The organism is Streptococcus hillyeri (genome assembly GCF_041081565.1).
Taxonomy (GTDB): Bacteria; Bacillota; Bacilli; order Lactobacillales; family Streptococcaceae; genus Streptococcus; species Streptococcus hillyeri.
In genome coordinates, this window is the sequence record NZ_CP163513.1 from 2,192,993 (window position 1) to 2,217,290 (window position 24,298).

The following is a 24,298-nucleotide window of genomic DNA, read 5'->3' on the forward strand; positions in this document are numbered from 1 at the left end:
ATAGAACTTAGCGTTCGTCAAAGCTACTTAACGATGTCCTAACCTTTATTCAATTCACTATACAATTAGACACTTCTTCATTTTCAAGTATCCACCTAGAACAGTCTTTCAACCAAAGCTTAGAAAACAAAAACAATGAGAAGCCAAAACATCGATATTTTGGCTTCTTGTTACTCATTTTCTCTATCAATTAAAACCATAGATACGTCTGACAACACGGTAAACTCCATTAGCCACCTTACGACTTGGAAACACAGACGGTTTTACTAACTGTCCAAGAAGACCATTACGGATTTCACGATAGAGTTTTGGATTCGTTTCTTTGATGTAAGCCCAGAGTTCTTGTTTTTTAGCTAAATGCTCAGGTTTTCCAGCTCGGTTAAGAAGAGCCGATGAAATCACCGTCGTAATTTCTAAATGATTGAGCAAATAAGTTCTTAGCTTCGGATGATCAATCTTCTCATCATCAAACTGATCAACCAAGAGCTTATTAACCTTAAGTTGCTGATCAATCCGTTTAATCATGACCTTTTCATTGACAGATTGGTCTTCACGACCAATAAAGTAACGGTAAAAATCAACTGGCAGATAATACATGTTTTTCACTGCCTGTAGCGGTGTAAAGACAAACAAATTATCCACATAAAAGGTATGTTCTGGTAGTTCAAAATTGACCTCACGCAAGAGTTCTGTTCGATAAATGAGAGAGTGCATCATCATGTATTGACCTTTTGAAAAATCGCCAACCTCATCCCATCCAAAAACACGTCCTTCTGGTAAGATACCATCATAGCGCATGCTTTTTTTACGAGAAAGCCCCTCTTTTTCATAAACAAAATTAGAAACAAAAGCGTCTACAGGTGTCTGTTCTTCATTCAAATGATTAAGAGTCTCTAAAATCTTGAGATAGGCCCTGCTATCAACCCAGTCGTCACTATCAACAACTTTAAAATACTGACCTTTTGCTTCACGAAGCCCCGTATTAACGGCTCCGCCATGCCCTTTATTTTCCTGATTAACCAAACGAACATTAGAAAATTGCGCCTCAAGCCTAGTCCCCACAGTAGCAGTTTCATCACTTGAACCATCATTAATAATCAAAATTTCAACTTGATTGCCCCCAATAACCAAGGAATTTACACAATAGTGTAAATACTCACTTGCATTATAAGATGGAATAGCAATAGTTAACAACGTCATACGATACTCCTTTGTAACCCTTATTATACTCAATGAACATCAAAAGATACCTAGCAAGCCAAAAAACACACTTTTCAGAAAAGACGTCCACCAGCATATCATCCTAAATTTCAAAGAGCCTTAAAAGGTTAAACATACGCTTTTTATCTTATCATATTTAGCTATTTTTCGCTACTTGATACCTGCTTCTAAATAGCACATCTAATGTTTTTTTAATAATGTCATACAGAAAATTTTACCAATTCGCCTGATATAATTAAGACAAACAGGGATAGTATTGTCTTACCCTGTTAATCACCAATTTATCTACCATCAAACTAAGAACTATAATCATTTGAATTAACTTTACTACATCGTCGATTTCGATTTGCTATACTTTTTGAGTTGTCTGCGTCTCAGCTCCTTATTTTAATGCTAATTCATTCGATTGTATAATTCTGATAACATTATAAAAAGCCAGCCTTAGAGCTGACTTTAAAAATACTAATCTTAAAATTAAAGCATTTTGTTGTAGAATTCAACGACAAGAGCTTCGTTGATTTCTGGGTTGATTTCATCACGCTCTGGAAGACGAGTCAATGAACCTTCAAGTTTCTCAGCATCGAATGATACGAATGCTGGGCGTCCAAGAGTAGCTTCAACTGCTTCAAGGATAGCAGGCACTTTAGCTGATTTCTCACGAACTGAGATTACTTGACCAACTTCAACACGGTATGATGGGATATCAACACGTTTACCGTCAACAAGGATGTGACCGTGGTTTACGAATTGACGAGCTTGACGACGAGTAGTTGCAAGACCAAGACGGTAAACAACGTTATCAAGACGACGCTCAAGAAGTACCATGAAGTTGAAACCAAGAGTTCCACCTTTTACTTTAGTAGCTTGTACGAAGAGGTTACGGAATTGTTTTTCACCCATACCGTATGAGAAACGAAGTTTTTGTTTCTCAGCCAATTGCAAACCGTATTCAGAAAGTTTTGAACGGTTGTTTGGACCGTGTTGACCTGGAACGTAGTTACGACGTGCCAACTCTTTACCAGTACCTGTAAGTGACAAACCAAGACGGCGTGCTTGTTTCCATGATGGACCTGTATAACGTGACATTTGCATGTCCTCCTAATAAAATAATTTTTTAGGAAATAACGTCTTAGACAAACCTAATTCGTGCAGATACCCTTCGCCTAAACAGCCAAGGTTACTTATATTTCAAGATATCTGTTGACGAGCTTTATTTTGCCCTGCTGTTATTTCACACAATTTATAGTATATCATGAAAAAAAGGCTCTGTAAAGCCTTTTTCTTACTTATTCTCCAATTCTGCTTGTTCAGCAGCATCTAAATAACGGATGAGAGTCTTTTCTGTCAAAATGTCAGAGTAAGTATATGACTCTACAGTCGTATTATTAATAGCACCTGGAACATTGCTATCATCTGTAAATTCAACGATGAACAATGATTGATAGACCTCAGTTAAACGACCGATACGGTTACACTCACGTTTACGGCCATTTTCCAGCGTCAATTCAACTAGCTGTCCTTCATGATTTTTAATATCTTCTTTAATTTTTTTCATTTTTGCTACATCAGCAAATGCATCACTCATTAGTAACTCTCTCTTTCATTTAATCAAAGCTTGCGCATTTCAACTTAAAATTCATTAAAATGTGCAATTGTTGAAAATTTATTATATTCCTTTTGGAATAGTAATTTTACAGTCCCACGTGCCCCAGCACGGTTTTTCTCAAGAATAACTTCGATAGTGTTATCCTCAATAGCTTCTTCTTGGTCATCACCCTCACGGCGATAATAATCATCACGATACAAGAAAGCAACAATATCAGCATCCTGCTCAATAGAACCCGATTCACGAATATCAGACAAAACTGGTCGTTTGTCTTGACGCTGTTCAACACCACGTGACAACTGACTAAGGGCAATTACTGGCACACGCAACTCTTTTGCCAGAATTTTAAGCTGACGAGAAATGTCTGAAACCTCTTGTTGTCGATTTTCAGGGCGAGTACCTGTAATCAGCTGTAAATAGTCAATAACTATTAGACCTAATCCACCAGTTTCTTGCGCAAGTTTACGAGAACGCGCACGAATTTCTGTAATCTTAATACCGGGTGTATCATCAATAAAGATAGGTGCCTCTGCTAGAACCCCTTGGGCCATCGTCACATTTTGCCAATCCTGATCCGTTAGCTGACCAGTCCTCAGTGAATGAGAATCAACCATTCCTTCTGCAGCCAACATACGGTCAACCAAGCTCTCTGCTCCCATTTCGAGGGAAAATACTGCAACCGGCTTTTGTTGCTTCGTTCCAACATTTTGTGCAATATTTAAAACAAAAGCAGTTTTTCCGACAGCGGGACGTGCTGCCAAGATAACAAGTTGATCGGGGTGTAAACCTGTTGTCAACTTATCTAAATCGCGGAAACCAGTCGGTAAACCAGTAACATCCGAAGTCTGATGAGAACGAGATTCCAGGCTCTCATAGTTGACTTTCAAAACATCTGAAATTTTACGAAAGCCATTGCTATTACTACGTTCATTAATATCAATTAACGCACGTTCTGCTCCAGCAATAATATTCTCAGATGGTTCACTACCGCTGTAAGCTTGGTTGACAGTTTCTGTCAACCTATTGATGATATTACGCAACATTGCCTTTTCAGAAACAATCTTAGCATAATACTCAGCATTTGCAGAGGTAGGTACACTATTTACCAACTCTACTAAGTACGAAATACCACCAATATTTTGAAGATCGCCCTGACTATCTAATATCGCTCGAACAGTCGTAGCATTTATAGCATCATTACGATCATTTAAAGCTACCATTGCCTTAAATATAACTTTATGAGCATACTTATAAAAATCTTCTGGCTCAATATATTCACGAACTGAAATTAACTTATCAGGTGTGATAAAAATTGAACCTAGAACAGACTGTTCTGCCAGCAAATCTTGTGGCTGAACTCTCAATTCTTGGACTTCTGACAAAATCTGCCTCCTTTACACGTTGTCAATTCGATGTAAACTTAAGACTCTTTGACCTGCAACTTAATTTGCCCCTGAACCTCTTTATGAAGTTTTACAGGAACCTCAATCAAACCAATAGAACGAATTGGATGATCTAAATCAATGTGTCGTTTGTCAACTTTAAGTCCAAATTGTTTTTGCAACTCTTCTGCTATTTTCTTAGCTGTAATAGAGCCAAAAGTACGACCGTCTGGACCAACTTTCTCTGTAAAGATAACGCGATGTGCCTCGTTCTCTAGTTCCTCTTTCAATCTTTTAGCCTCTGCTAAAATTTCAGCTGCATGCTTAGCCTCAGATTTTTGTTTACCAGCTAATTCTCCAATTGCCTGACTTGTGGCTTCCTTAGCTAGATTTTTCTTGATTAAAAAGTTCTGAGCATAACCCGTAGGAACTTCCTTAATCTCGCCTTTTTTTCCTTTTCCTTTGACATCTTGTAAAAAAATAACTTTCATCTTAACTTACCTCTAATTCCTCTTTAATTTTTTCCTTGAGTAATAGCAAAGCATCCGAAACTGACTGGTTTTCTAGTTGGCAAGCTGCTAGATTAAAGTGACCTCCGCCACCGAGTTCTTCCATGATGCGTTGCACATTGATTTTGCTACGACTTCGTGCTGATATAGCAATATTACCTTGAGCATTTTTGGCAACTACAAATGCTGCCTCTATACCTGACATGTCCAGTAAAGAATCTGCTGCCTTACTAGCAACCACATTACTATAAAACGTGTCCTCAGAACCACTTGCGATAATAATCGACTCCCATGACTTTTCTCCTCGTAAAATCAACTCATTAATAATACGGTATTCATCAAAGTCTGTAGCGGAGATATTGTGAATTTCAACACTGTCACTTCCCAATGTTCTCAAGTAAGAACCTACATCAAAAGTTCTGCTGGTAACACGAGTCGAAAAGTTTTTCGTATCTAGCATGATACCTGCCATAACAACACTTGCTTGAAGTTTACTCAACTTGGCAGAAGCATTTTGAAATTGTATCAACTCAGTCACCAGCTCACTAGCGGAACTTGCACCACTTTCAATGAAGGTCAGAACTGCATTTTTAGGAAAATCTTCATCACGACGATGATGGTCGACAACAACAACCTCTGTAAATCTATCGTAAACTTCCCTTGACAACGTTAAGGATATCTTGGAATGGTCAACCATGATCAATAGAGACTGATTAGTGATTTTTTCCAAAGCTTCTTCAATCGTAATCAGATTGCTATTTCCATCACTTTTGAGGCGATCAACGGCACGCGCAATATCTGGTGCCATTTTCTTGTCATCATAAACCGTATAACTGTTTGAAATAATATTGGAAGAAAAGAACTCCATTCCAACGGCAGCACCCAAGGCATCCATATCAAGATTACGGTGCCCCATGACAAAAACCTGATCAACCGTCTTAATTTTATCAGAAATAGCAGTCATCATAGCTCTCGTTCTTGTACGCGAACGCTTAACAGTAGAAATCGTACCACCGCCAAAATAAATGAAGTCCTTATGTTCATCATTTTCTTTGACGACAACCTGATCACCACCACGTACCAAGGCCATATTCAAATTTTTCTGAGCAATCTCACCAATCTCATCGTGTTTACTATCACCATAAGAAACCCCCATACTCATTGTCAAGGGTAAATTAAACGCCTTTGCTTCTTGTCTAAACTCCTCTAAAATAGCAAATTTAGATTCCATTAATTGGCTCAACACCGCATAATCTGTGAAGAAATAAAAACGGTCCATGTCAACACGACGGTAAAAGATACGATATTTTTGCGTGAAATCAGCCACAAATTTCACAATTAAGCTATTAAGACGAGAGACTTCCGCGTCAGCTAAATTTTCTGTCGTATCATCATAATTATCAATAGAGATAATACCGATAACAGGACTTGCAGCAGAAATAGATTCACCAGTCCGATAATCTGACAGATTATCATAAAAATAAAGAATACCAGTCGTAAAATCAACAGTTAAACTATACTTTTTACTGTTGATATTGGCTACAGTCATTGGGCTTTCTTTTTGATTAGCCAAGATATCAAGAACTAACGAACTATTAAAATTCCCTTCCTGATCTGCAAAAATTAATTCCGCATAAGGATTGAACCATTCAATAGACCACAAACTAGGATTAAATTTAATAACTCCGACAGGCATTGTGTCCAAGAGTTGTTTTAGGCTCTGCTCTGTATCAGCATTTAATCGTTCAATACGCTCTAAATCTGACTCTTCATATCCCTTTTTCTGATAGAAAAGCAGGGCAGATATCATAATAGAAACCACTAAAAAAAACACTATTTTTTCTGTATCACTAACTACTATACGTAGACTAGCAGTCAAAATTCCAAAAATAATTAAACCAATCAAAACTAAGTGAATGGTGGCGAAACGAAATTTTTTCATCTTAAACCTCTTAATGCCCCATTATAACACAAACCAGCCCTAAAATAAAGGCTGGTCCTCAAGCTATTCACTTTTTCTGCGTGCCTTGTTATTCCCTTCAAGGTAAACCATTAAGATAGAAATGTCTGCTGGGTTTACACCAGATATTCGACTAGCTTGTCCAATGGTTTCAGGATTAATCTTCTTAAATTTTTGGCGGGCCTCTGTCGCAATAGAATCAATCGCATCCCAGTCAATATTTGCTGGAATACGTTTTTCTTCCATACGCTTCATCTTGTCAACCTGATCTAGGGCCTTATTGATGTATCCTTCGTACTTAATTTCTGTTTCTAATAGCTCAATCAATTTGTCGTCTAAATCCTCTGCCGCAGGTCCAATAAAGCTAACTGCTGTTTGATAAGAAATTTCAGGACGGCGCATAAATTCTTTAGCTGTCATCGCGTCTGTCAAAGCTTTAAAGCCAAGAGATTCAATTTTTTCATTTGTTTCCTTGACAGGTTTTAACTTAATAGTTGACAACCTTGTCAACTCGTTGTCAAATTGATTTTTCTTGATTTCAAAAGCTTGCCAACGTTCATCATCAACTAGACCTATCTCACGACCAATTGATGTCAAGCGCATATCTGCATTATCATGACGTAAAATCAAACGATACTCTGCACGACTTGTCAAAAGGCGATAAGGTTCCAAAGTTCCCTTAGTAACAAGGTCATCAATCATAACTCCAATATAAGCATCGCTTCGTTTCAAGATAAGTTCTGGCTTGCCTTGGACTTTGAGAGCAGCATTGATTCCTGCAACAAGACCTTGACCTGCCGCTTCCTCATAGCCTGATGTTCCATTGGTCTGACCAGCTGTAAAGAGTCCAGAAATCAATTTCGTTTCAAGGGTCGCACGCAACTGATGCGGCAAAACAATATCATACTCGATTGCATACCCAGTACGCATCAACTCAGCTTTTTCCAATCCCTTAATTGAATGAAGAAGTTCACGTTGGACATCTTCTGGAAGTGATGTTGATAACCCTTGAACGTAGACTTCCTCAGTCTCACGACCTTCTGGTTCTAAGAAGAGTTGATGGCGCTCTTTATCCGCAAATCGGACAATTTTATCTTCAATCGATGGACAGTATCGAGGGCCCACTCCTTTGACAACACCTGAAAACATTGGGGAACGGTGCAAATTCTTGTTAATAATGTCATGACTCGTTTGATTGGTATAGGTTAGCCAACAAGGGATTTGATTTTTTAAATAATCCTCATCTTTTGACATAAAAGAGAAATGATTAGGCTTCTCGTCACCGGGCTGGATTTCAGTAACTGAATAATCAATTGACGATGCCTTGACACGAGGTGGGGTTCCTGTTTTAAAACGTCCAATTTCTAAACCAAGTTTTTTCAAATTATCTGCAAGAGTGATTGATGCCAAACTATTATTGGGACCCGATGAATACTTAAGATCACCCAAAATAATCTCTCCACGCAAGGCTGTCCCTGTCGTTACGACAACCGATTTAGCCCCATACTTTTGTCCAGTTGCTGTCAAGACACCGACAACTTGACCATCCTCAACTAGAATATCATCAATCATACTTTGACGAAGGGTCAAATTTTCTTGCTGCTCAACTGTATGCTTCATTTCACGAGAATAAAGAACCTTGTCAGCTTGTGCACGAAGTGCGCGGACAGCAGGCCCTTTACCAGTATTGAGCATTTTCATTTGGATGTAAGTCTTGTCAATGTTTTTCCCCATCTCTCCGCCAAGAGCATCAATCTCACGGACAACGATTCCTTTAGCAGAACCACCAATTGATGGGTTACATGGCATAAAAGCCAACATGTCAAGGTTGATGGTAGCTAGTAAAGTCTTACATCCCATTCGAGCTGCTGCAAGACTGGCTTCAACCCCAGCATGACCAGCTCCAACGACAATAACGTCATAAGTTTCAATAAATTCGTGCGTCATAATTACTTCCATTCATTAATTTAAATTAGTTCATAACACAAAAATAGCCAAAACTCTAGAAAACTGTACGCCAAAAAGACGTACAATTCTCATGAGCTTTGACCATCATGATAGTTGTTAAGGTAAGTGTAACAAAAATGATCTTATTTTGCAATCAGCCGATGCTGTAAAATGACTTTTTTCATCATTTTTGGACGTAATAAGAATAAGGTTACACCTCCAAAAATAATAATTGCAACTGGAATTTGCCACCAATTAATAGTCTGTTGCACAGTTTCTTCAAATCCTTTAATCACAATTACAGTAAAATCTTGTAAAAAATGAACTAGTATTACCCAAACTAGAGATTGAGTGCGTAGGTATAACGCTCCAAAGAGCATTCCCATAATACCACTAGTTATTATCTGATAGACAGTAAATGCGACAGGCTGTACTAGAAAATTAGCAGCATGAGTGAGACCGAAAAGGGAGGAGGATAATACTAATGCAAACCAAAGTTTTCTTGAATTACCTTGACTGTATTTGACAAGACAGCCTAGAAATAAACCTCTAAAAATATATTCCTCCATAATACCTGCTACTAAGCCTATAAGTAGTGCAGATACAAAAAACTGCGATTGGAACTCTAAGACAATATTAGGAATAAGGGAAACTAAAATATAAATAAATATTGGAATTAAAGATATCAATTGTTCCTTTATAGATACATGTTTCGAATAAAAATTAACATCCACTCTTAATAAACGTCTATTTAAATACATATATAGTGCAATTAAAATAAAACCTTGAAGTAAACTCCTCACAGTTGGTTGTGACGGTAACACTACTTTTAGAATAGTCAGTATTCCAATTAAAAAGAATTCCAATAAAATGACTTGTAAATAGATATTTTTAACTTTTTTCATACATTCTCCCACTCTAATAGATTATTAAATATACTGACAAGCTTCCCCATTTTTATAAGCCATGTCAATGATACCACCACCAAGGCATTCGTCACCGTCGTAGAAAACAACAGCTTGACCTGGTGTAATAGCACGTTGGGGCTCGTCAAAGATAACTTCTGCCTTGTCCCCTATCACTTTTACAGTTACTTTACTGTCTGGTTGACGGTAACGGAATTTGGCAGTACATTCTAATGTAAATTCTTTAGGCATTTCACGTGTAAAGTGAATTGATGATGCGTCAAGTGAGGTTGACATTAGGTGTTCGTGGTAGAAACCTTGACCTACATAAAGAATATTTTGCGACAAGTCTTTTCCAACAACAAACCAAGGTTCATTATCGCCACCTTGTTGACCACCAATACCAAGGCCACCACGTTGACCAATAGTATAATACATTAGCCCAGCATGTTCACCCATATCACGACCATCAATGGTCATCATACGCCCTTTTTGAGCTGGTAGATACTGACTTAGAAATTCTTTAAAGTTTTTCTCCCCGATGAAGCAAATGCCTGTAGAATCTTTTTTCTTAGCTGTCGCAAGACCTGAACGCTCTGCAATTTCACGAACTTGAGGTTTCTCAAGATGCCCCAAAGGGAACATGGTTTTTTGTAATTGTTCTTGCGATAATTGGCTCAGGAAGTAGGTTTGGTCTTTCCCGTTATCTGCTCCACGTAGCATGTGGACTGTGCCATTTTCATCTCGTGTTACTTGAGCGTAGTGACCAGTAGCTACATAGTCAGCACCAAGTGTCATCGCATAGTCAAGAAAGGCTTTAAATTTAATCTCCTTGTTACACATGACATCTGGATTTGGTGTACGTCCTGCACGATATTCTGCCAAGAAATATTCAAATACACGATCCCAATACTCCTTTTCAAAGTTGACAGAGTAATAAGGAATCCCAATTTGGTCAGCAACTGCGGCAACATCTTTATAATCCTCTGTTGCTGTACAAAAGCCATTTTCATCTGTGTCATCCCAGTTCTTCATGAAGACGCCGATAACATCATAGCCTTGCTCTTTCAATAGCAAAGCTGTTACTGATGAATCAACACCGCCACTCATACCAACGACAACACGTGTCTTAGAGTTATCACTCATAATATGTTCTCCCATCTTTTCGTAGAAATAACGATTTGAAGGTCGTATTTCAAAATTTGATTTTCAAAAAACGATTTGAAGGTCGATTTTGAAGCGCCAAGCGCCTAACTATTATACCATTAAACATTCACTTGTCATACTTTTTATGATTACTGATGACGCTTTCTTAATAACTATTTTAATATCCATGTTTTTTGATATAATATTAGTCATAAATGAAACGAGGAAATACTTATGAAACATTTAAAATTTCAATCGGTTTTTGATATTATCGGACCTGTTATGATTGGTCCTTCATCTAGCCACACGGCCGGGGCTGTTAGAATTGGTAAAGTTATCCATTCAATCTTTGGTGAAATCCCAGAAAGTGTCACTTTTGCCCTGTATAATTCTTTTGCAAAAACCTATCAGGGACACGGTACTGACAAAGCTCTTGTGGCAGGTATCATGGGAATGGACACTGATAATCCTGACATTAAGAATTCACTTGAAATTGCTCATCAGCGTGGAATAAAAATCTACTGGGAAATTTTAAAAGACAGCAATGCACCGCATCCTAACACGGCAAAAATTACCGTGAAAAAAGGGGAGAAAAGCATGAGTATCACAGGAATTTCAATCGGTGGAGGCAATATTCAGGTAACCGAATTAAACGGGTTCTCTGTCTCCTTGTCAATGAATACACCTACTATCATTGTCGTTCATAAAGATATTCCAGGTATGATTGCCAAAGTTACGGATATTCTTTCAAAATATGATATCAATATTGCTCAAATGACGGTAACACGTGAAAGCCAGGGACAAAAAGCCATCATGATTATCGAAGTTGATTCAAGAGATTGTCAAGATTGTGTCAATGAAATTGAAAAAATTCCTAATCTTTACAATGCCAATTTCTTTAATTAAGGGGAGATAAAAATGTTTTACACGATAAAAGAATTAGTAGAACAAGCTGAACAGAACTATCAGGGAAATGTTGCTGATTTGATGATTTCTACAGAAGTAGAACTAACTGGTCGTAGTCGCGAAGAAATTTTGTCTATCATGTCTCGTAATTTACAAGTTATGAAAGACTCTGTCAAGGAAGGATTGACACCAACTAAATCGATTTCTGGATTAACGGGTGGAGATGCTGTCAAGATGGATACCTATATCCAATCTGGAAAGACTCTGTCAGATACCACCATTCTATCAGCTGTAAGAAATGCTATGGCTGTTAATGAATTAAATGCTAAAATGGGATTAGTCTGTGCGACTCCAACAGCTGGTAGTGCTGGCTGTCTCCCAGCAGTTCTGTCAACCGCTATTAATAAGTTACATCTATCTGATAAGGAGCAACTTGACTTTCTCTTTACAGCTGGTGCCTTTGGTCTTGTCATCGGCAATAATGCGTCAATTTCTGGAGCAGAAGGTGGTTGTCAAGCTGAGGTCGGTTCAGCGTCTGCCATGGCTGCTGCAGCTGTTGTAATGGCTGCTGGCGGAACAGCTTTTCAAGCTAGCCAAGCCATTGCCTTTGTTATCAAAAATATGCTTGGGCTTATCTGTGACCCTGTTGCTGGTCTCGTAGAAGTTCCGTGTGTCAAGCGCAATGCACTTGGGTCTAGTTTTGCCCTAATTGCAGCAGATATGGCTCTAGCTGGTATCAACTCACAAATTCCAGTAGATGAAGTCATAGACGCCATGTACCAAGTTGGCTCAAGCTTACCAACTGCTTTCCGAGAAACTGCAGAAGGTGGTCTTGCAGCTACTCCTACAGGTCGTCAATACAGTAAAGAAATTTTTGGAGAAATCTAATGACGACATCCGTTTTCTTGGTTAGACATTGTGAACCCAACTATGATAATCACGACGATTTTTCCCGTGAACTTTCTAAAAAAGGTTTACAAGATCGTCAATTTATTTTAGATTTTTTTAATGGGAAAATTATTGACGGTATCTATTCAAGTCCTTACAAAAGGTCTTTTGATACTGTTCTTCCTTTAGCACAAAAATTGACGCTTGATATTATGACCATTGATGATTTTAAAGAACGTAAAATTGATAACGTCTGGATAGAGGATTTTGACACCTTTGCACAGAATCAATGGTCCGATTTTACCTATAAGTTATCTGATGGTGAAAGTTTACAAGAAGTTCAAGATAGAAACATCACTGCACTCAAGAGCATACTGGAAGACTCTCAGGAAAAATCAATTGTTATTGGATCTCATGGTACTGCGATTTCAACCATTGTAAACTACTTTAATCCTTCTTTTGGCTATGAGGAATTCAATCATATAAAATCTCTCATGCCTTTTGTTATCGAATTACAGTTTGAACGTTTGAAGTGCTTGTCAATTTCTCTTTACAATATATTTACAGGAGAGTCTTATGAAATCTATTCTCTTTGATTTAGATGGTACACTGGTTGATTCTAGTATCGGCATAAAAAATGCATTTGCTTACACTTTTGAAAAACTAGCTCTGCCATGTCCCGAGCCAGAAATCCTAAGAACTTTTATTGGACCTCCTTTAGAAGATAGTTTTACCCTCTATGTTGAGGATGTCAATTCAGCTGTAAGGATTTATCGAGAATACTATCAAAAATTCGGAGTTTTTGAAGTTGAATTATACCCCAATATTGAACAATTACTAAAGGATTTAGTCGCTAATAACTACAAATTATACATCACTAGTAGTAAAAATGAACCTATGATTCATGTCATGCTAAAGCACTTAAAGATTGACAAGTATTTTACAAGAATTTACGGTCATACTCCCAAACAGTTAAATAAGACTGAGGTGATTAAAGCCTGTCTCTCATCTGAGCCTATGGCAGCTAATGATGCAATGATTATAGGTGATACTAAATTCGATATCATTGGTGGTAAAAATAATAACATTAAAACAATCGGGGTCACATGGGGATTTGGATTAGAAAGTGAACTTTTATTAGCAGGTGCTGATAACATCTGCTTTAGTCCTTCAGAAATTATAAAAGCCATTGAAACAGTTTAGTTTCAATGGCTTTTATCTTATTGCATTCCCCAAGCTGAAAGCCCTTGGGCATTATAGGCATTGAGAGCAGAATTGATTTGATCATCAACTGTTGCAGTTGAGCCCCATCCTGGCATTGTTTGAAACAGACCAGATGCACCTGAAGCATTTGCAACATTTGGATTTCCATTTGATTCTCGAGCAATGATATATTCCCAAGTTGATTGTGGTACCCCTGTTGCCGCTGCCATTCTAGCTGCAGCCTCAGACCCAATCACACCTGCTGTATTACCATTAGCAAGAGCACCTGAATAAGCTGTTGGAGAAACTAAAGCCGTTTGTGATGTGTGGCTAGGAGTTACTCCGTTTACCTGTGAAGAACTTTCAGTATCAACTACATGATTAGTGTTAACTGAAGAAAATATTTCATAATTAACAGATTTTAGCAAATTTTCTGTTGCAAAAGCTACAGAATTAGCATCGGTTGGAACAGCAGTTGTCGCTTTAATCGTAAGTGGGACACTTGTTTCCAAACTAGATACTTCGAAATTTTCAATTGTCTTTTCTTGATTAGAGGTTGTTACGTATGATTCTGTATTAACAGACTGAGTTGTCAATCCAACTGTCAATCCTGTAAATAACAAACCTAAGGTAACTTTTCTATGTTTCTCTTTTTTTAGCGCACGTCGTTTGACTCTGCTATATGACATAAATTTATTTTCCTTTTTTAATTTTAGCCTCAATTAGTTTAACATATAATTATTACCATTAGTTTACACCTATGTTTAAAAAATAGGCATTATATAAGGTGTCCTGTAATAAAAACAATACTCTGTAACAGTGTTTCTAGTTATTGTTAGAAAATACTTGTCGTCAATTATAACAAAAAACATTGACACACTTGTCAACATTTTTTACTATTTTCATTAAATATTTTAAACTCAATTGACTAGCCCTATCTATTTGGGAAGCTATTAAATACTGTCAACCAGATTTTAAAGTTTGAAAAACATCTCTAATTTTTTTTCAACACAAATAATAGAACAGATAGGACTAAAATTACCAATAAAGCAAGAGTATCTCTTGTTTTCCATTTTAGAAAACGATACTTGGTACGACCGTTCCCACCTTGATAGCCACGAGATTCCATAGCAACAGCAAGGGCGTCAGCTCTTTTAAAACTGGAGGCAAAAAGAGGAATCAAGATTGGAATAATAGATTTAATTTTTTGAATAATATTTCCTTCTCCAAAATCTACTCCACGCGCCTTCTGAGCATTCATAATACGAATGGTATCATCCATTAAGGTTGGAACAAAACGTAGACTGAGCGATAGCATTAGACCGATTTCGTGGGCAGGAACCTTCAATGGTTTTAGCGGATTTAATAGTGACTCTACCGCATCAGCAAGACTTAAAGGAGTCGTCGTTAAGGTTAAAAGAGTTGAAAAGAATATAATCAATACAAAACGCATAAAGATAATTCCAGCCTGCTCTAAACCAAATGTCGTGATTTTTAAAAAGGCAAATCGGAAAAGTGTTTCTCCACCACCTGTAAAGAATAACTGAAATAAGGTAGTAAACAAAATAATGCCAATCATTGGCCTAACACCACGTAAAAAGAAACTTAACTTTATTCCAGAAAGCCATATTGCAAAGAGTGAGAAAGCTAGAAGTAAAGCATTTGTGACAACATTATTTGCCCAAAAAATAATCATGATGTAAATCAACATCGCTAATAGTTTACTTCTAGGATCTAATCGATGAATAATGGAATTCCCTGGAATATAACGCCCTAAAATTAATTTATCCATGAGTCATTTCCTCCCTAAACTCTGTTAACGTAATAGGAAGTTTTTCCAGAAAAAGACCCCTTTTTTGCAACTGATATGCTAGTTTCGTTATTTTAGGAACACCAAGTTGCTTCTCTTCAAGTAAACTCACTTGTTGAAAGACATCCTTTGGAGTACCTGATAAAACAAGTTTTCCTTTTTCTAAAACATTGACAAAATCAGCATAGTCAGCCACATCATCCATCAAATGAGTTACTAAAACAATCGTTAAACCACTTTGGTGTAGTGTTTTAAATAGGGTCATTAATTCCTTACGTCCCTTTGGATCAAGACCTGCAGTTGGTTCATCTAAAACAAGTACTTCTGGTTCCATTGCTAAAATACCTGCAATCGCAACTCTTCGCATCTGACCTCCAGACAATTCGAAAGGATTTTTTTCGAATAGTTCCTCAGAGATACCAACCATAGAAAGTTTCTCGCGAGCTGTTTGCTCAGCTTTTTCTTGAGAAACACCAAAATTTTGAGGACCAAAAGCGACATCTTTAAGAACAGTTTCCTCAAATAATTGACTTTCAGGAAATTGAAAAACCAATCCTACTTTTTGACGTAGTTGCTTGATATCTTTTGGTTTAGAACTTGAGGTAATCACATGCTCTTCAATCTTAACTGTACCAGTTGTAGGAATATTTAGCCCATTAAGCAATTGCATAATGGTAGATTTCCCAGAACCCGTATGTCCAATAAAAGCAGTATAACTCCCCTTTTCAATCGCAAGACTCACATCAAAAAGGGCACGCCCTTCAAAAGGTGTTCCCGCTTGGTAAGTGTAGCTTACATTTTCGAGAGTAATGCCCATAGTTCTTCTTCTAATTCCTTCTCTGTTAAATAATCAGCACTAAACGCTAAATTTCCTGACAATTCTTTAATAACATTTGCTGTAAAGGGAATGTCAAGTCCCAAGTCAATCAGCTGTTCCCCACGGGTAAAAAGTTCACGTGGTTCTGAAGACGACTCTATTCTCCCCTCTTGCATGACGATGACACGGTCACTGAGTGCGACCTCGTCAAGGTCATGAGTGATAGAAATGACCGTCATTTGACGTTCTTCACGGACTTTCTGCATCAGACTAATCAATTCTAAACGTCCTTCTGGATCCAACATACTGGTAGCCTCATCAAGGATTAAAATCTCCGGATTCATTGCTAAAGCTCCCGCAATAGCAACACGTTGCTTTTGCCCACCAGATAAACGAGCCGGCTCCTTGGTCTTAAAATCTGCCATTCCGACCATTTCCAATGCTTCACTCACGCATGAGACCATTTCTTCGTAAGGAAGTCCTTTATTCTCAAGAGCGAAAGCAACATCGTCTTCTACCGTAGCACCGACAAATTGATTGTCTGGATTCTGAAAAACCATTCCAATCTTGTGACGAGTATCCCAGATGTTTTCTTCAGTAAGTCTTTCACCAGCAATCCAAATCTCACCAGATTCCGCCTCTAGAAGACCGTCTATTAAGCGAATTGTTGTTGATTTTCCAGAACCATTATGCCCGACAATTGATAGCCATTCACCACGTTTCACGTGAAACGATATATCATCAAGCGTTGGCTTTTTCTGGTCTTCCTCGTAACGAAACGTAACATTTTTTAGTTCAATCATTTACTAAATGTATCCTTAAACAAAAAACTTGCTCCCTTGAAATAGTCATATCCTGAATAGAGAGTGAAAAATAGAGAAATATATAACATTATATTTCCAATCAATGACCAGTGACAAAGTAGTAAAATAACCGCTAACATCTGCGTTGCTGTCTTAATTTTGCCAGGCATAGCAGCAGCGAGTACCTCTCCACCTGTTTCAACTAAGAGAAGCCTAAGTCCTGTAACCGCTAGTTCACGACAGATAATAACTGCTGATACCCAAGCTGGCGCTAAGTCCAAGCCAACTAACATAATGAAAGCAGACATCACTAACATCTTATCTGCAAGAGGATCTGCAAATTTTCCGAAATTAGTAACAACTTTCCACTTACGAGCTAGATAACCGTCTAAATAATCTGTCAAACTAGCCACAGCAAAAATAATCGCAGCAGTAATATGCCAAAAAATATGGTTTGGAATTGAAGCAAGTAATAAAAATACAGGTATTAAGACGATACGCCCAACTGTTAATAAATTAGGTATATTTTCTTTTTTATTAAACATCATTTTTCCTATTCTACTTTTAGTGTAAAGGTTGCTGGAACACTATTGACAAGTTCTGATAAATCGATTTCTTGACCGTCAGCAGTAATGGTTGTCTGTGTTGGTTGACCAACTGTGATAAACGGAGATGTCCCTTTGTTTACAGAAAGTGTAAACGTATTTTGATCTGGTGTCAAGAGCATTCCTTGTTCTCCATTGACACCGTCATTTAAACTAACCCAACTTTCACCCTCTTTTAGGGTAAACGTCACATCACTAACTTCTTTATCGGTTTTTAGAGTTGCTAGGTAACTACCATCTTCCTGAACTTCAGCTTTAAGAACTATTGGCATCTCTGTTACTGTTGTTGTTTCTACCGCTGTTGTTACTGTTGTTTCTTCTGTGGTTGATGGCGTTTCGTTTCCTGCTTGTTTGATAAAATCAGTAAGTGGCCAATGTTTAACAGCAAAATAACCGATTAGAGCAATGATAGAAATACTCAATAAGCTCAATAGTACTTTTGGAAAAACTGATTTCTTTTGAGTCGCCTCACGGTGACTACGACGACGTCTATGAGCCATACGTTCCATAGGAACATCTTCCTTGTCTACAGAGATAGAAACAAGCTCACTTTTCGTTTTTGCTACTCGAGAGTGAGGTAATGTATTTAGAAATGAGTTTTGATTTGCATATTGAATTAAAATTTCTTCAGCATCTAAGTTTACTAACTCTGCGTAACTTCTAAGATATAATTCAACTTCCTCAGCAGGTACTAAACTAAACTGATCTAGCTCCAAGGCTAAAAGATGATGAACCGCAATCCCTGTTCTACTCTCAATATCCGTCAGTTGTAATTGTTTACTTAGGCGTGCTTCGCGTAAAATATCTCCAATCATTTTACCATTCATATAATTTAAAATTCCCTTCTAGCTCAGTGTTTCTATTATAGCAAAAAAAATGATAATTTCCTGTTATTTTGGAAAAACGATGAATTCTGTTTTCTCAGCTTGATTAAAGAAATATTCACCGACAGTAATAATGGTTTCTAAGTCTAATTTTGTTAACAAATTTGGAAAATCAAAATAAGAATAATCCTCATCTTGATATTGTAAAAATTGATGTCCCAATTCCTCAATACTATCCAAACTACGAATGAATTCACCATAAATTTCATTTTTTATGGTTATCAAATGATTTTGATTAACATCTTTATTCTGCCTAACATTAATCAAATTTTTACGAAGTTGAGTTCCCATAGCAATTGGCTGCTCAGTATCAAGCATTAAAATAACAAAACCAAACCGCTCAGAAATCTCAATCTCTATATCAAAAGAATCATCAATTTTTCCCTTGTCATACCAATCTTGATAGCGATGAGAAGTCCAACCAAATAACATTGCTAAAAATAGACGTAGAGCTAATTTATTCTCGACGATAGACAACCCAGGAGCTAGATTACCTCTAAAACCAAGTCCTAATTTTGAAGTGGTCACATCCATTTGGATAGATGATTTCACAACAGGTTGAACTAAATCAAGATTTGGTCTTACAATTTCTGGTAATGTTTTACGTCTATTTGTCTCCCTCTTTCGAACAATTCTGTCAATCGCCTTGACATCAAAATCTCCAACTAAGACTAAGCTTTTAAAATCTGGTCGGTAAAAACTATCAAAATTCTCTTTCAAATCTGTTAATGACAACATTCCGATTGATTCTTTAGTTCCTGCAACATCCATTGCTAAAGGCGTATTTGGATATAAATTCGCCAAAATACCACTATAAAGACGATAGTCTGGATCATCTTGATACATAGCAATTTCTTGTTCAATAATTCCTTTTTCTCTTTGGATACTTTCCTCAGTTATGTGTAAACTACTTGTAAAGTCTAATAACAATTCTAAGGATTCTTCAAAAGATTCTACTGTTGAAAAGAAATAAGATGTCTTGTCAAAAGTAGTGTAGGCATTACTATCTGAACCAAGAACTGTAAACTGATTACCAACATCCTCTCCGTGTTGATTTCTAAACAGTTGGTGTTCTAAAAAATGCGCAACCCCAGAAGAATATTCTTTTGAATAATCGTTAGATGTAAACTTGGTGTCAATCGAACCAAAATTAACTGTCAATATTGCTGAACGTTCTTGAAAGCCTTTTTTAGGAAGGTAATAAACGTTCATTCCGTTATTCATATGTCTAAAGTAAATTTCTTGGTTTAAAAATGGATAGTCAATTTTCTCTAAGCGACTCATCTTATTCTCCTTCCAAAAAATACACTGCCTGTAACTTCATCATACCAATAGCTGCAACGATATCACGTTTCGTTACTTTGCTAATGTTGTCAATAAACGATTGCAAATCGACACTCTCTTCACTAAATATAGCACTACTATAAGTTTGTTCAATCAGAGCTTTAGGATTGTCCATTGACATTTTGGCATTTCCGATGATCATTTGCTTCGTTTGCTTTACCAGTTGACTTGAAAAAAGTCCCATTTTTAATTCATTGATTTGCTGATTAATCACCTTAAAGGTCTTTGCTCTGCTATTTTTTTCAATACCCGCATATATTCTTAGAAATCCCGTAAAAGCGTCATAGCGAATTCCAACAGTATAGGCCAAACTCTCTTGTTCTCGAACAACTGTAAAGAGTTTGGAGTGTGAAAAACCACCTAGCATCCCTTCAGCAACCAGCATCGCATAATATTCTTGACTACCATAATAAATTGGGACATGGTAACCAAGTTGTAAAATAGATTGGGTGGTGTCTTTAGAGACTACCTTTTCTTTGACAATATTTAAAAATTCTTGTTTGTAAACCTTCTGTAAAGATATATCTCTATCTAGCAATGGAAATTGGATTAATTGACGTGTTGCTTGATAGTCATTAAAATCTCCTAAGAGAAAAATATCAATCTTATCCTCTTTGAGCATTTTTTGAAACTCTTGATAAGCTGTAAAGGCATTTTCCTTTTCAATCAACTCTTTTGTTCCATATTTTGAAATTTGAAGAGACTCTTCTTCATAGTAAAGTTTCTGTAAACCTATCATACTATTATAAAATTGATCCTGTTCATCTATTTCTAGGTAACGAATAAGATTCTTTTTTTCAATATCAAAGGTCTTTGTTTGGTATTTTTCAAGAGAGATTAACGGACGAAATAAAAGCTGCCCAATAATTGTAATAACTTCTCCTAAAAGGTCTTCCTGCCCCAAAACGTATCGATTACTCATAAAAGAGATATCGATATCAACAATATGGATATTCCCGCGAGTGCTAACATTTGTTGAAAGACTTGCACCATAGAGATTAGCAAATCGCTCACGAAGAAGCTTATTATTTGGAAAATCTTCACTGGCTGTCGCCAACATCTGAGCAACCAGAACTCTTCTGGAAACTGTTTTAGATTGACGATGTCCTGAAAAACGAAAAGTAAGGTGATTGGTTTTAAATTGCTGATTTTTGATAAAATGTAAGTCCACACCTTCTGCTAATTTCATAGTAATTCCTGTCTAAATTTAATCTCATCTATTATAACATTTTATGCTATAATTATCTTTACAGAAAGTCGAGGATTTTATGAAATATACACTATTCGATGAATTTATTACGTTGCAAGCCTTGCTCAAAGAGCTTGGAATTATTCAAAGCGGTGGCGCTATTAAAGCTTTTTTGAAAGAATATGACGTCCTTTTTAATGGGGAAAAGGAAGAGCGACGCGGAAAAAAAATTCGCCTAGGTGATATTATTGACATTCCTAGCAAAGGAATAACCATTACATTACAAAAACCTAGTGAAGAAGAGCGAAAAGTTCACCTTGAAGAAGTGGCTGAAAAAAATCGAGTAGCTACTCTTGTCAAAAAACTTAACCAGTCTCATAAAAAGCAAAGCTCCTCTCCAACTAAAAAGACAAAGTTATCAAAAAATAAACAAGCAGTAGAAAAACGTCCCGTTCGTTTTCCAGGAACATAAATATGTGGATTGAACGTATCTCACTTACAAATTACAGAAATTATAAGACCTTAGAGGCTGAATTTTCTCCTGGCCTAAATGTTTTTATCGGCCAAAATGCTCAGGGAAAAACAAATTTTTTAGAAGCTATTTACTTTCTTTCTCTAACTCGAAGTCATCGTACCCGTTCCGATAAAGAATTAATTCTTTTTAACGAGGTTGATACTAAATTGACAGGTATTGTCAATCGTGTCAACGGCAAAGTCCCGCTTGAGATTATCTTAACTAATCGCGGGCGTACTACTAAAGTAAATCATCTCAAACAAGCAAAATTATCGGACTATATTGGGACGATGACAGTTGTTCTATTTGCCCCCGAGGATTTACAGCTCATAAAAGGCTCTCCATCATTAAGACGTAAGTTTATTGATATTGATTTAGGGCAAATCAAACCACTCTATCTCGCTGATCTTTCAAGTTATAATCATATTTTAAAACAACGAAATGCCTATCTTAAAACATCTCAATCTGTTGATGAAACTTTCCTTGACGTCCTTGATGACCAATTAGCTTATTATGGAACTAGAGTTATTGAACATCGATTAGAATTTATTAAAGACTTGGAAAGAGAAGCTAGTAAACATCATCTTAGTATTTCTAGCCAGAATGAACACTTACGCTTCAATTATATGTCTTCTATCTCCTTTACAAATGAAGTTGACATCTCTGTAAATTTTATTGAACAATTAAAAAAATCACGGTCACGAGATATCTTTAAGAAAAATACTGGTGTCGGCCCACACAGGGATGACTTAGAGTTTTATATTAATGATATTAATGATATTAATGATATTAATGCCACATTTGGTAGTCAAGGACAGCAAAGAAGTGTCATTCTGTCTTTAAAAATGGCAGAAATTGCTTTATTTAAAAAAGTTACTGGCGATAACCCTATTCTCTTACTTGACGATGTCATGAGTGAACTTGACAATAATCGTCAATCTCAATTACTTCATAATATCATATCTGAAAATGTTCAAACATTTATAACAACAACAAGTTTATCTCATCTAAAGGATCTTCCAGAAAATCTGAAGATGTTCCATGTTGTCAATGGAGAAATTTCTGAATAGTCCTTGTCAAGTTTATGTTTACAAAAACGCACACCACCTTTACAGTAATGTGCGTTTTTTCTTACTTATTTTAATGAGTAATTTGGTGCTTCATTTGTAATTTGAACATCATGTGGGTGACTTTCAATCAATCCTGCACCTGACATTTCAATAAATTGTGCATTGTCGTGAAGCTCTTTTAAATTAGCTGCTCCAACGTAACCCATACCAGAACGAATACCACCAATCATTTGGAAGACGATATCTGAAACTGCACCTTTATAGGCTACACGGCCTTCAATTCCTTCTGGAACAAGCTTATTAGCTTCATTAACTGAACCTTGGAAGTAACGGTCACTTGACCCTTTTTTCATAGCTGCAATTGAGCCCATACCACGGTAGGTTTTGAATTTACGTCCTTGGTAAATTTCTGTTTCTCCTGGTGCCTCGTCTGTACCAGCAAACATTGAACCAAGCATAACAGCATCTCCACCGGCTGCAAGAGCTTTTACGATATCACCTGAGTATTTAATACCACCATCTGCGATGATTGTTTTTCCGTACTCGCGAGCAACAAATGCAGCATCATAAATTGCGGTTAACTGAGGAACACCTACACCTGCAACAACACGTGTTGTACAGATTGAACCTGGGCCAATACCAACTTTAACAACGTCAACACCTGCTTCATAGAGAGCACGTGCACCTTCTGCTGTTGCAATATTACCAGCAATTAATGTACGATTTGGGAAGTGAGCACGAATTTCAGCAATTTTACGAAGTACACCAGCTGAGTGACCGTGAGCCGTGTCAATAACAATAGCATCTGCACCAGCTTCAAAAAGAGCTTCTGCACGTTCAAAAGTATCTGAAGTTACTCCAACTGCCCCTGCAACTAGCAAACGACCAAATTCATCTTTCGCTGCATTAGGAAACTCAATCACTTTCTCAATATCTTTGATAGTGATAAGACCAGACAAACGACCATTTTCATCAACCAAAGGTAATTTTTCAATACGGTGCTGGTGAAGAATTTTCTCTGCTGTCGCTAAATCAGTGCCAACTGGAGCAGTAATCAACTCCTCTGATGTCATATGTTCTGAAATGAGAGAATTAAGGTCAGAGATGAAACGCATATCACGATTAGTAATAATACCTACCAATTTACGATTTTCAACAGATTCAACAATTGGAACACCTGATATACGATAGCTTTGCATTAAATCTTCAGCCTCTGAAACCTTGTTATTCGGTGTCAAGAAGAATGGGTCAATAATAACACCATTTTCTGAACGCTTAACTCTGCGAATTTCCTCGGCTTGTTGTTCAATTGACATATTTTTATGAATCACACCAAGACCACCTGCACGAGCAATAGCAATAGCCATTTTGCTATCTGTCACGGTATCCATAGCAGCTGTGATAATAGGAATATTTAATGTTAGATTGTCAGCTAGTTTCGTCTTCATATTGACATCATTAGGCAAAACATGACTCTCTGCTGGAATGAGTAGTACGTCGTCAAAGGTAAATCCTTTTTTCAAAAATTTAGTGTCCCAGTTTGACATTAAAAGTTCCTCTTTTCTTAATTAGTATCAGTCCTCAGACTT

The 24,298-nt window shown here is 37.0% G+C and carries 24 protein-coding genes; 6 read left to right on the forward strand and 18 right to left on the reverse strand.

Annotated elements, in window-relative coordinates:
* Positions 1 to 186 precede the first annotated feature (186 nt).
* From AB6M99_RS10860 to mnmA, 9 genes are all read right to left on the reverse strand, one after another.
* Positions 187 to 1,200 (reverse strand): glycosyltransferase family A protein, encoded by a 1,014-nt coding sequence (locus tag AB6M99_RS10860; RefSeq protein WP_121835291.1) that lies wholly within the window; start codon positions 1,198 to 1,200, stop codon positions 187 to 189.
* Positions 1,201 to 1,695: 495 nt separating this feature from the next.
* Positions 1,696 to 2,307, reverse strand: coding sequence for a 30S ribosomal protein S4 (gene rpsD / locus AB6M99_RS10865; protein ID WP_121835319.1), 612 nt, complete (start codon positions 2,305 to 2,307; stop codon positions 1,696 to 1,698).
* 196 nt (positions 2,308 to 2,503) lie between these two features.
* Positions 2,504 to 2,806 carry a Veg family protein gene (locus AB6M99_RS10870; protein WP_369350801.1) on the reverse strand — a complete coding sequence of 101 codons (303 nt, stop codon included), beginning with the start codon at positions 2,804 to 2,806 and terminating at the stop codon, positions 2,504 to 2,506.
* 44 nt (positions 2,807 to 2,850) lie between these two features.
* Positions 2,851 to 4,209 carry a replicative DNA helicase gene (gene dnaB / locus AB6M99_RS10875; RefSeq protein WP_369351238.1) on the reverse strand — a complete coding sequence of 453 codons (1,359 nt, stop codon included), beginning with the start codon at positions 4,207 to 4,209 and terminating at the stop codon, positions 2,851 to 2,853.
* A 38-nt stretch (positions 4,210 to 4,247) separates the two neighbouring features.
* Positions 4,248 to 4,700, reverse strand: coding sequence for a 50S ribosomal protein L9 (rplI, locus tag AB6M99_RS10880; protein WP_121835325.1), 453 nt, complete (start codon positions 4,698 to 4,700; stop codon positions 4,248 to 4,250).
* A 1-nt stretch (position 4,701) separates the two neighbouring features.
* Entirely contained in the window at positions 4,702 to 6,660 is a 1,959-nt protein-coding gene (locus tag AB6M99_RS10885) for a DHH family phosphoesterase (RefSeq protein ID WP_369350804.1), read from the reverse strand.
* Positions 6,661 to 6,723: 63 nt separating this feature from the next.
* On the reverse strand, positions 6,724 to 8,625 hold the full coding sequence (mnmG, locus tag AB6M99_RS10890; RefSeq protein ID WP_121835329.1) for a tRNA uridine-5-carboxymethylaminomethyl(34) synthesis enzyme MnmG: 1,902 nt from the start codon (positions 8,623 to 8,625) through the stop codon (positions 6,724 to 6,726).
* A 143-nt stretch (positions 8,626 to 8,768) separates the two neighbouring features.
* The gene (locus AB6M99_RS10895; protein WP_121835331.1) at positions 8,769 to 9,530 is read right to left on the reverse strand and encodes a CPBP family intramembrane glutamic endopeptidase; all 762 of its coding nucleotides are present in this window, start codon (positions 9,528 to 9,530) and stop codon (positions 8,769 to 8,771) included.
* Positions 9,531 to 9,554: 24 nt separating this feature from the next.
* A complete protein-coding gene (gene mnmA, locus AB6M99_RS10900) occupies positions 9,555 to 10,676 on the reverse strand; it encodes a tRNA 2-thiouridine(34) synthase MnmA (protein WP_183121656.1) in 1,122 nt (373 codons plus the stop codon).
* A gap of 234 nt (positions 10,677 to 10,910) precedes the next feature.
* Here mnmA and sdaAB point away from each other — a divergent pair, with 234 nt between their 5' ends.
* Genes sdaAB through AB6M99_RS10920 form a run of 4 tightly spaced genes read left to right on the forward strand, consistent with a single transcriptional unit; the run spans position 10,911 to position 13,673 of the window.
* On the forward strand, positions 10,911 to 11,582 hold the full coding sequence (sdaAB, locus tag AB6M99_RS10905; protein ID WP_121835333.1) for an L-serine ammonia-lyase, iron-sulfur-dependent subunit beta: 672 nt from the start codon (positions 10,911 to 10,913) through the stop codon (positions 11,580 to 11,582).
* Positions 11,583 to 11,594: 12 nt separating this feature from the next.
* Positions 11,595 to 12,470 (forward strand): L-serine ammonia-lyase, iron-sulfur-dependent, subunit alpha, encoded by an 876-nt coding sequence (sdaAA, locus tag AB6M99_RS10910; protein WP_121835335.1) that lies wholly within the window; start codon positions 11,595 to 11,597, stop codon positions 12,468 to 12,470.
* Positions 12,470 to 13,066 (forward strand): histidine phosphatase family protein, encoded by a 597-nt coding sequence (locus tag AB6M99_RS10915; protein ID WP_121835337.1) that lies wholly within the window; start codon positions 12,470 to 12,472, stop codon positions 13,064 to 13,066. Before sdaAA ends, AB6M99_RS10915 begins: the two co-directional genes overlap by 1 nt.
* Positions 13,047 to 13,673 (forward strand): HAD-IA family hydrolase, encoded by a 627-nt coding sequence (locus tag AB6M99_RS10920; protein ID WP_121835339.1) that lies wholly within the window; start codon positions 13,047 to 13,049, stop codon positions 13,671 to 13,673. The genes AB6M99_RS10915 and AB6M99_RS10920 overlap by 20 nt, the downstream gene beginning before the upstream one ends.
* 17 nt (positions 13,674 to 13,690) lie before the next feature.
* On the opposite strand, the gene AB6M99_RS10925 is transcribed toward AB6M99_RS10920, so the two are convergent.
* The 8 genes from AB6M99_RS10925 to AB6M99_RS10960 form a co-directional block, all read right to left on the reverse strand.
* The gene (locus AB6M99_RS10925) at positions 13,691 to 14,362 is read right to left on the reverse strand and encodes a transglycosylase SLT domain-containing protein (protein ID WP_369351239.1); all 672 of its coding nucleotides are present in this window, start codon (positions 14,360 to 14,362) and stop codon (positions 13,691 to 13,693) included.
* 305 nt (positions 14,363 to 14,667) lie between these two features.
* Positions 14,668 to 15,465 carry an energy-coupling factor transporter transmembrane protein EcfT gene (locus AB6M99_RS10930; protein WP_121835343.1) on the reverse strand — a complete coding sequence of 266 codons (798 nt, stop codon included), beginning with the start codon at positions 15,463 to 15,465 and terminating at the stop codon, positions 14,668 to 14,670.
* Positions 15,458 to 16,300 carry an energy-coupling factor ABC transporter ATP-binding protein gene (locus tag AB6M99_RS10935; RefSeq protein WP_121835345.1) on the reverse strand — a complete coding sequence of 281 codons (843 nt, stop codon included), beginning with the start codon at positions 16,298 to 16,300 and terminating at the stop codon, positions 15,458 to 15,460. Before AB6M99_RS10935 ends, AB6M99_RS10930 begins: the two co-directional genes overlap by 8 nt.
* On the reverse strand, positions 16,276 to 17,103 hold the full coding sequence (locus tag AB6M99_RS10940; RefSeq protein WP_369350813.1) for an energy-coupling factor ABC transporter ATP-binding protein: 828 nt from the start codon (positions 17,101 to 17,103) through the stop codon (positions 16,276 to 16,278). The genes AB6M99_RS10935 and AB6M99_RS10940 overlap by 25 nt, the downstream gene beginning before the upstream one ends.
* Positions 17,100 to 17,648, reverse strand: a complete 549-nt coding sequence (gene pgsA / locus AB6M99_RS10945) for a CDP-diacylglycerol--glycerol-3-phosphate 3-phosphatidyltransferase (protein WP_121835349.1) — start codon at positions 17,646 to 17,648, stop codon at positions 17,100 to 17,102. The genes AB6M99_RS10940 and pgsA overlap by 4 nt, the downstream gene beginning before the upstream one ends.
* 8 nt (positions 17,649 to 17,656) lie before the next feature.
* The gene (locus tag AB6M99_RS10950; protein WP_369350814.1) at positions 17,657 to 18,523 is read right to left on the reverse strand and encodes a helix-turn-helix domain-containing protein; all 867 of its coding nucleotides are present in this window, start codon (positions 18,521 to 18,523) and stop codon (positions 17,657 to 17,659) included.
* A gap of 75 nt (positions 18,524 to 18,598) precedes the next feature.
* Positions 18,599 to 19,876 carry a pitrilysin family protein gene (locus AB6M99_RS10955; protein WP_121835353.1) on the reverse strand — a complete coding sequence of 426 codons (1,278 nt, stop codon included), beginning with the start codon at positions 19,874 to 19,876 and terminating at the stop codon, positions 18,599 to 18,601.
* A gap of 1 nt (position 19,877) precedes the next feature.
* Positions 19,878 to 21,125 (reverse strand): M16 family metallopeptidase, encoded by a 1,248-nt coding sequence (locus AB6M99_RS10960; protein ID WP_369350816.1) that lies wholly within the window; start codon positions 21,123 to 21,125, stop codon positions 19,878 to 19,880.
* 79 nt (positions 21,126 to 21,204) lie between these two features.
* Here AB6M99_RS10960 and yaaA point away from each other — a divergent pair, with 79 nt between their 5' ends.
* Together yaaA and recF are read left to right on the forward strand one after the other, a co-directional pair.
* On the forward strand, positions 21,205 to 21,597 hold the full coding sequence (gene yaaA, locus AB6M99_RS10965; protein WP_121835357.1) for a S4 domain-containing protein YaaA: 393 nt from the start codon (positions 21,205 to 21,207) through the stop codon (positions 21,595 to 21,597).
* 2 nt (positions 21,598 to 21,599) lie between these two features.
* On the forward strand, positions 21,600 to 22,709 hold the full coding sequence (recF, locus tag AB6M99_RS10970) for a DNA replication/repair protein RecF (protein ID WP_369350818.1): 1,110 nt from the start codon (positions 21,600 to 21,602) through the stop codon (positions 22,707 to 22,709).
* Positions 22,710 to 22,774: 65 nt separating this feature from the next.
* Here the strand turns inward: recF and guaB are convergent, their stop codons facing one another.
* A complete protein-coding gene (guaB, locus tag AB6M99_RS10975; RefSeq protein WP_369351240.1) occupies positions 22,775 to 24,256 on the reverse strand; it encodes an IMP dehydrogenase in 1,482 nt (493 codons plus the stop codon).
* Positions 24,257 to 24,298: the final 42 nt, after the last annotated feature.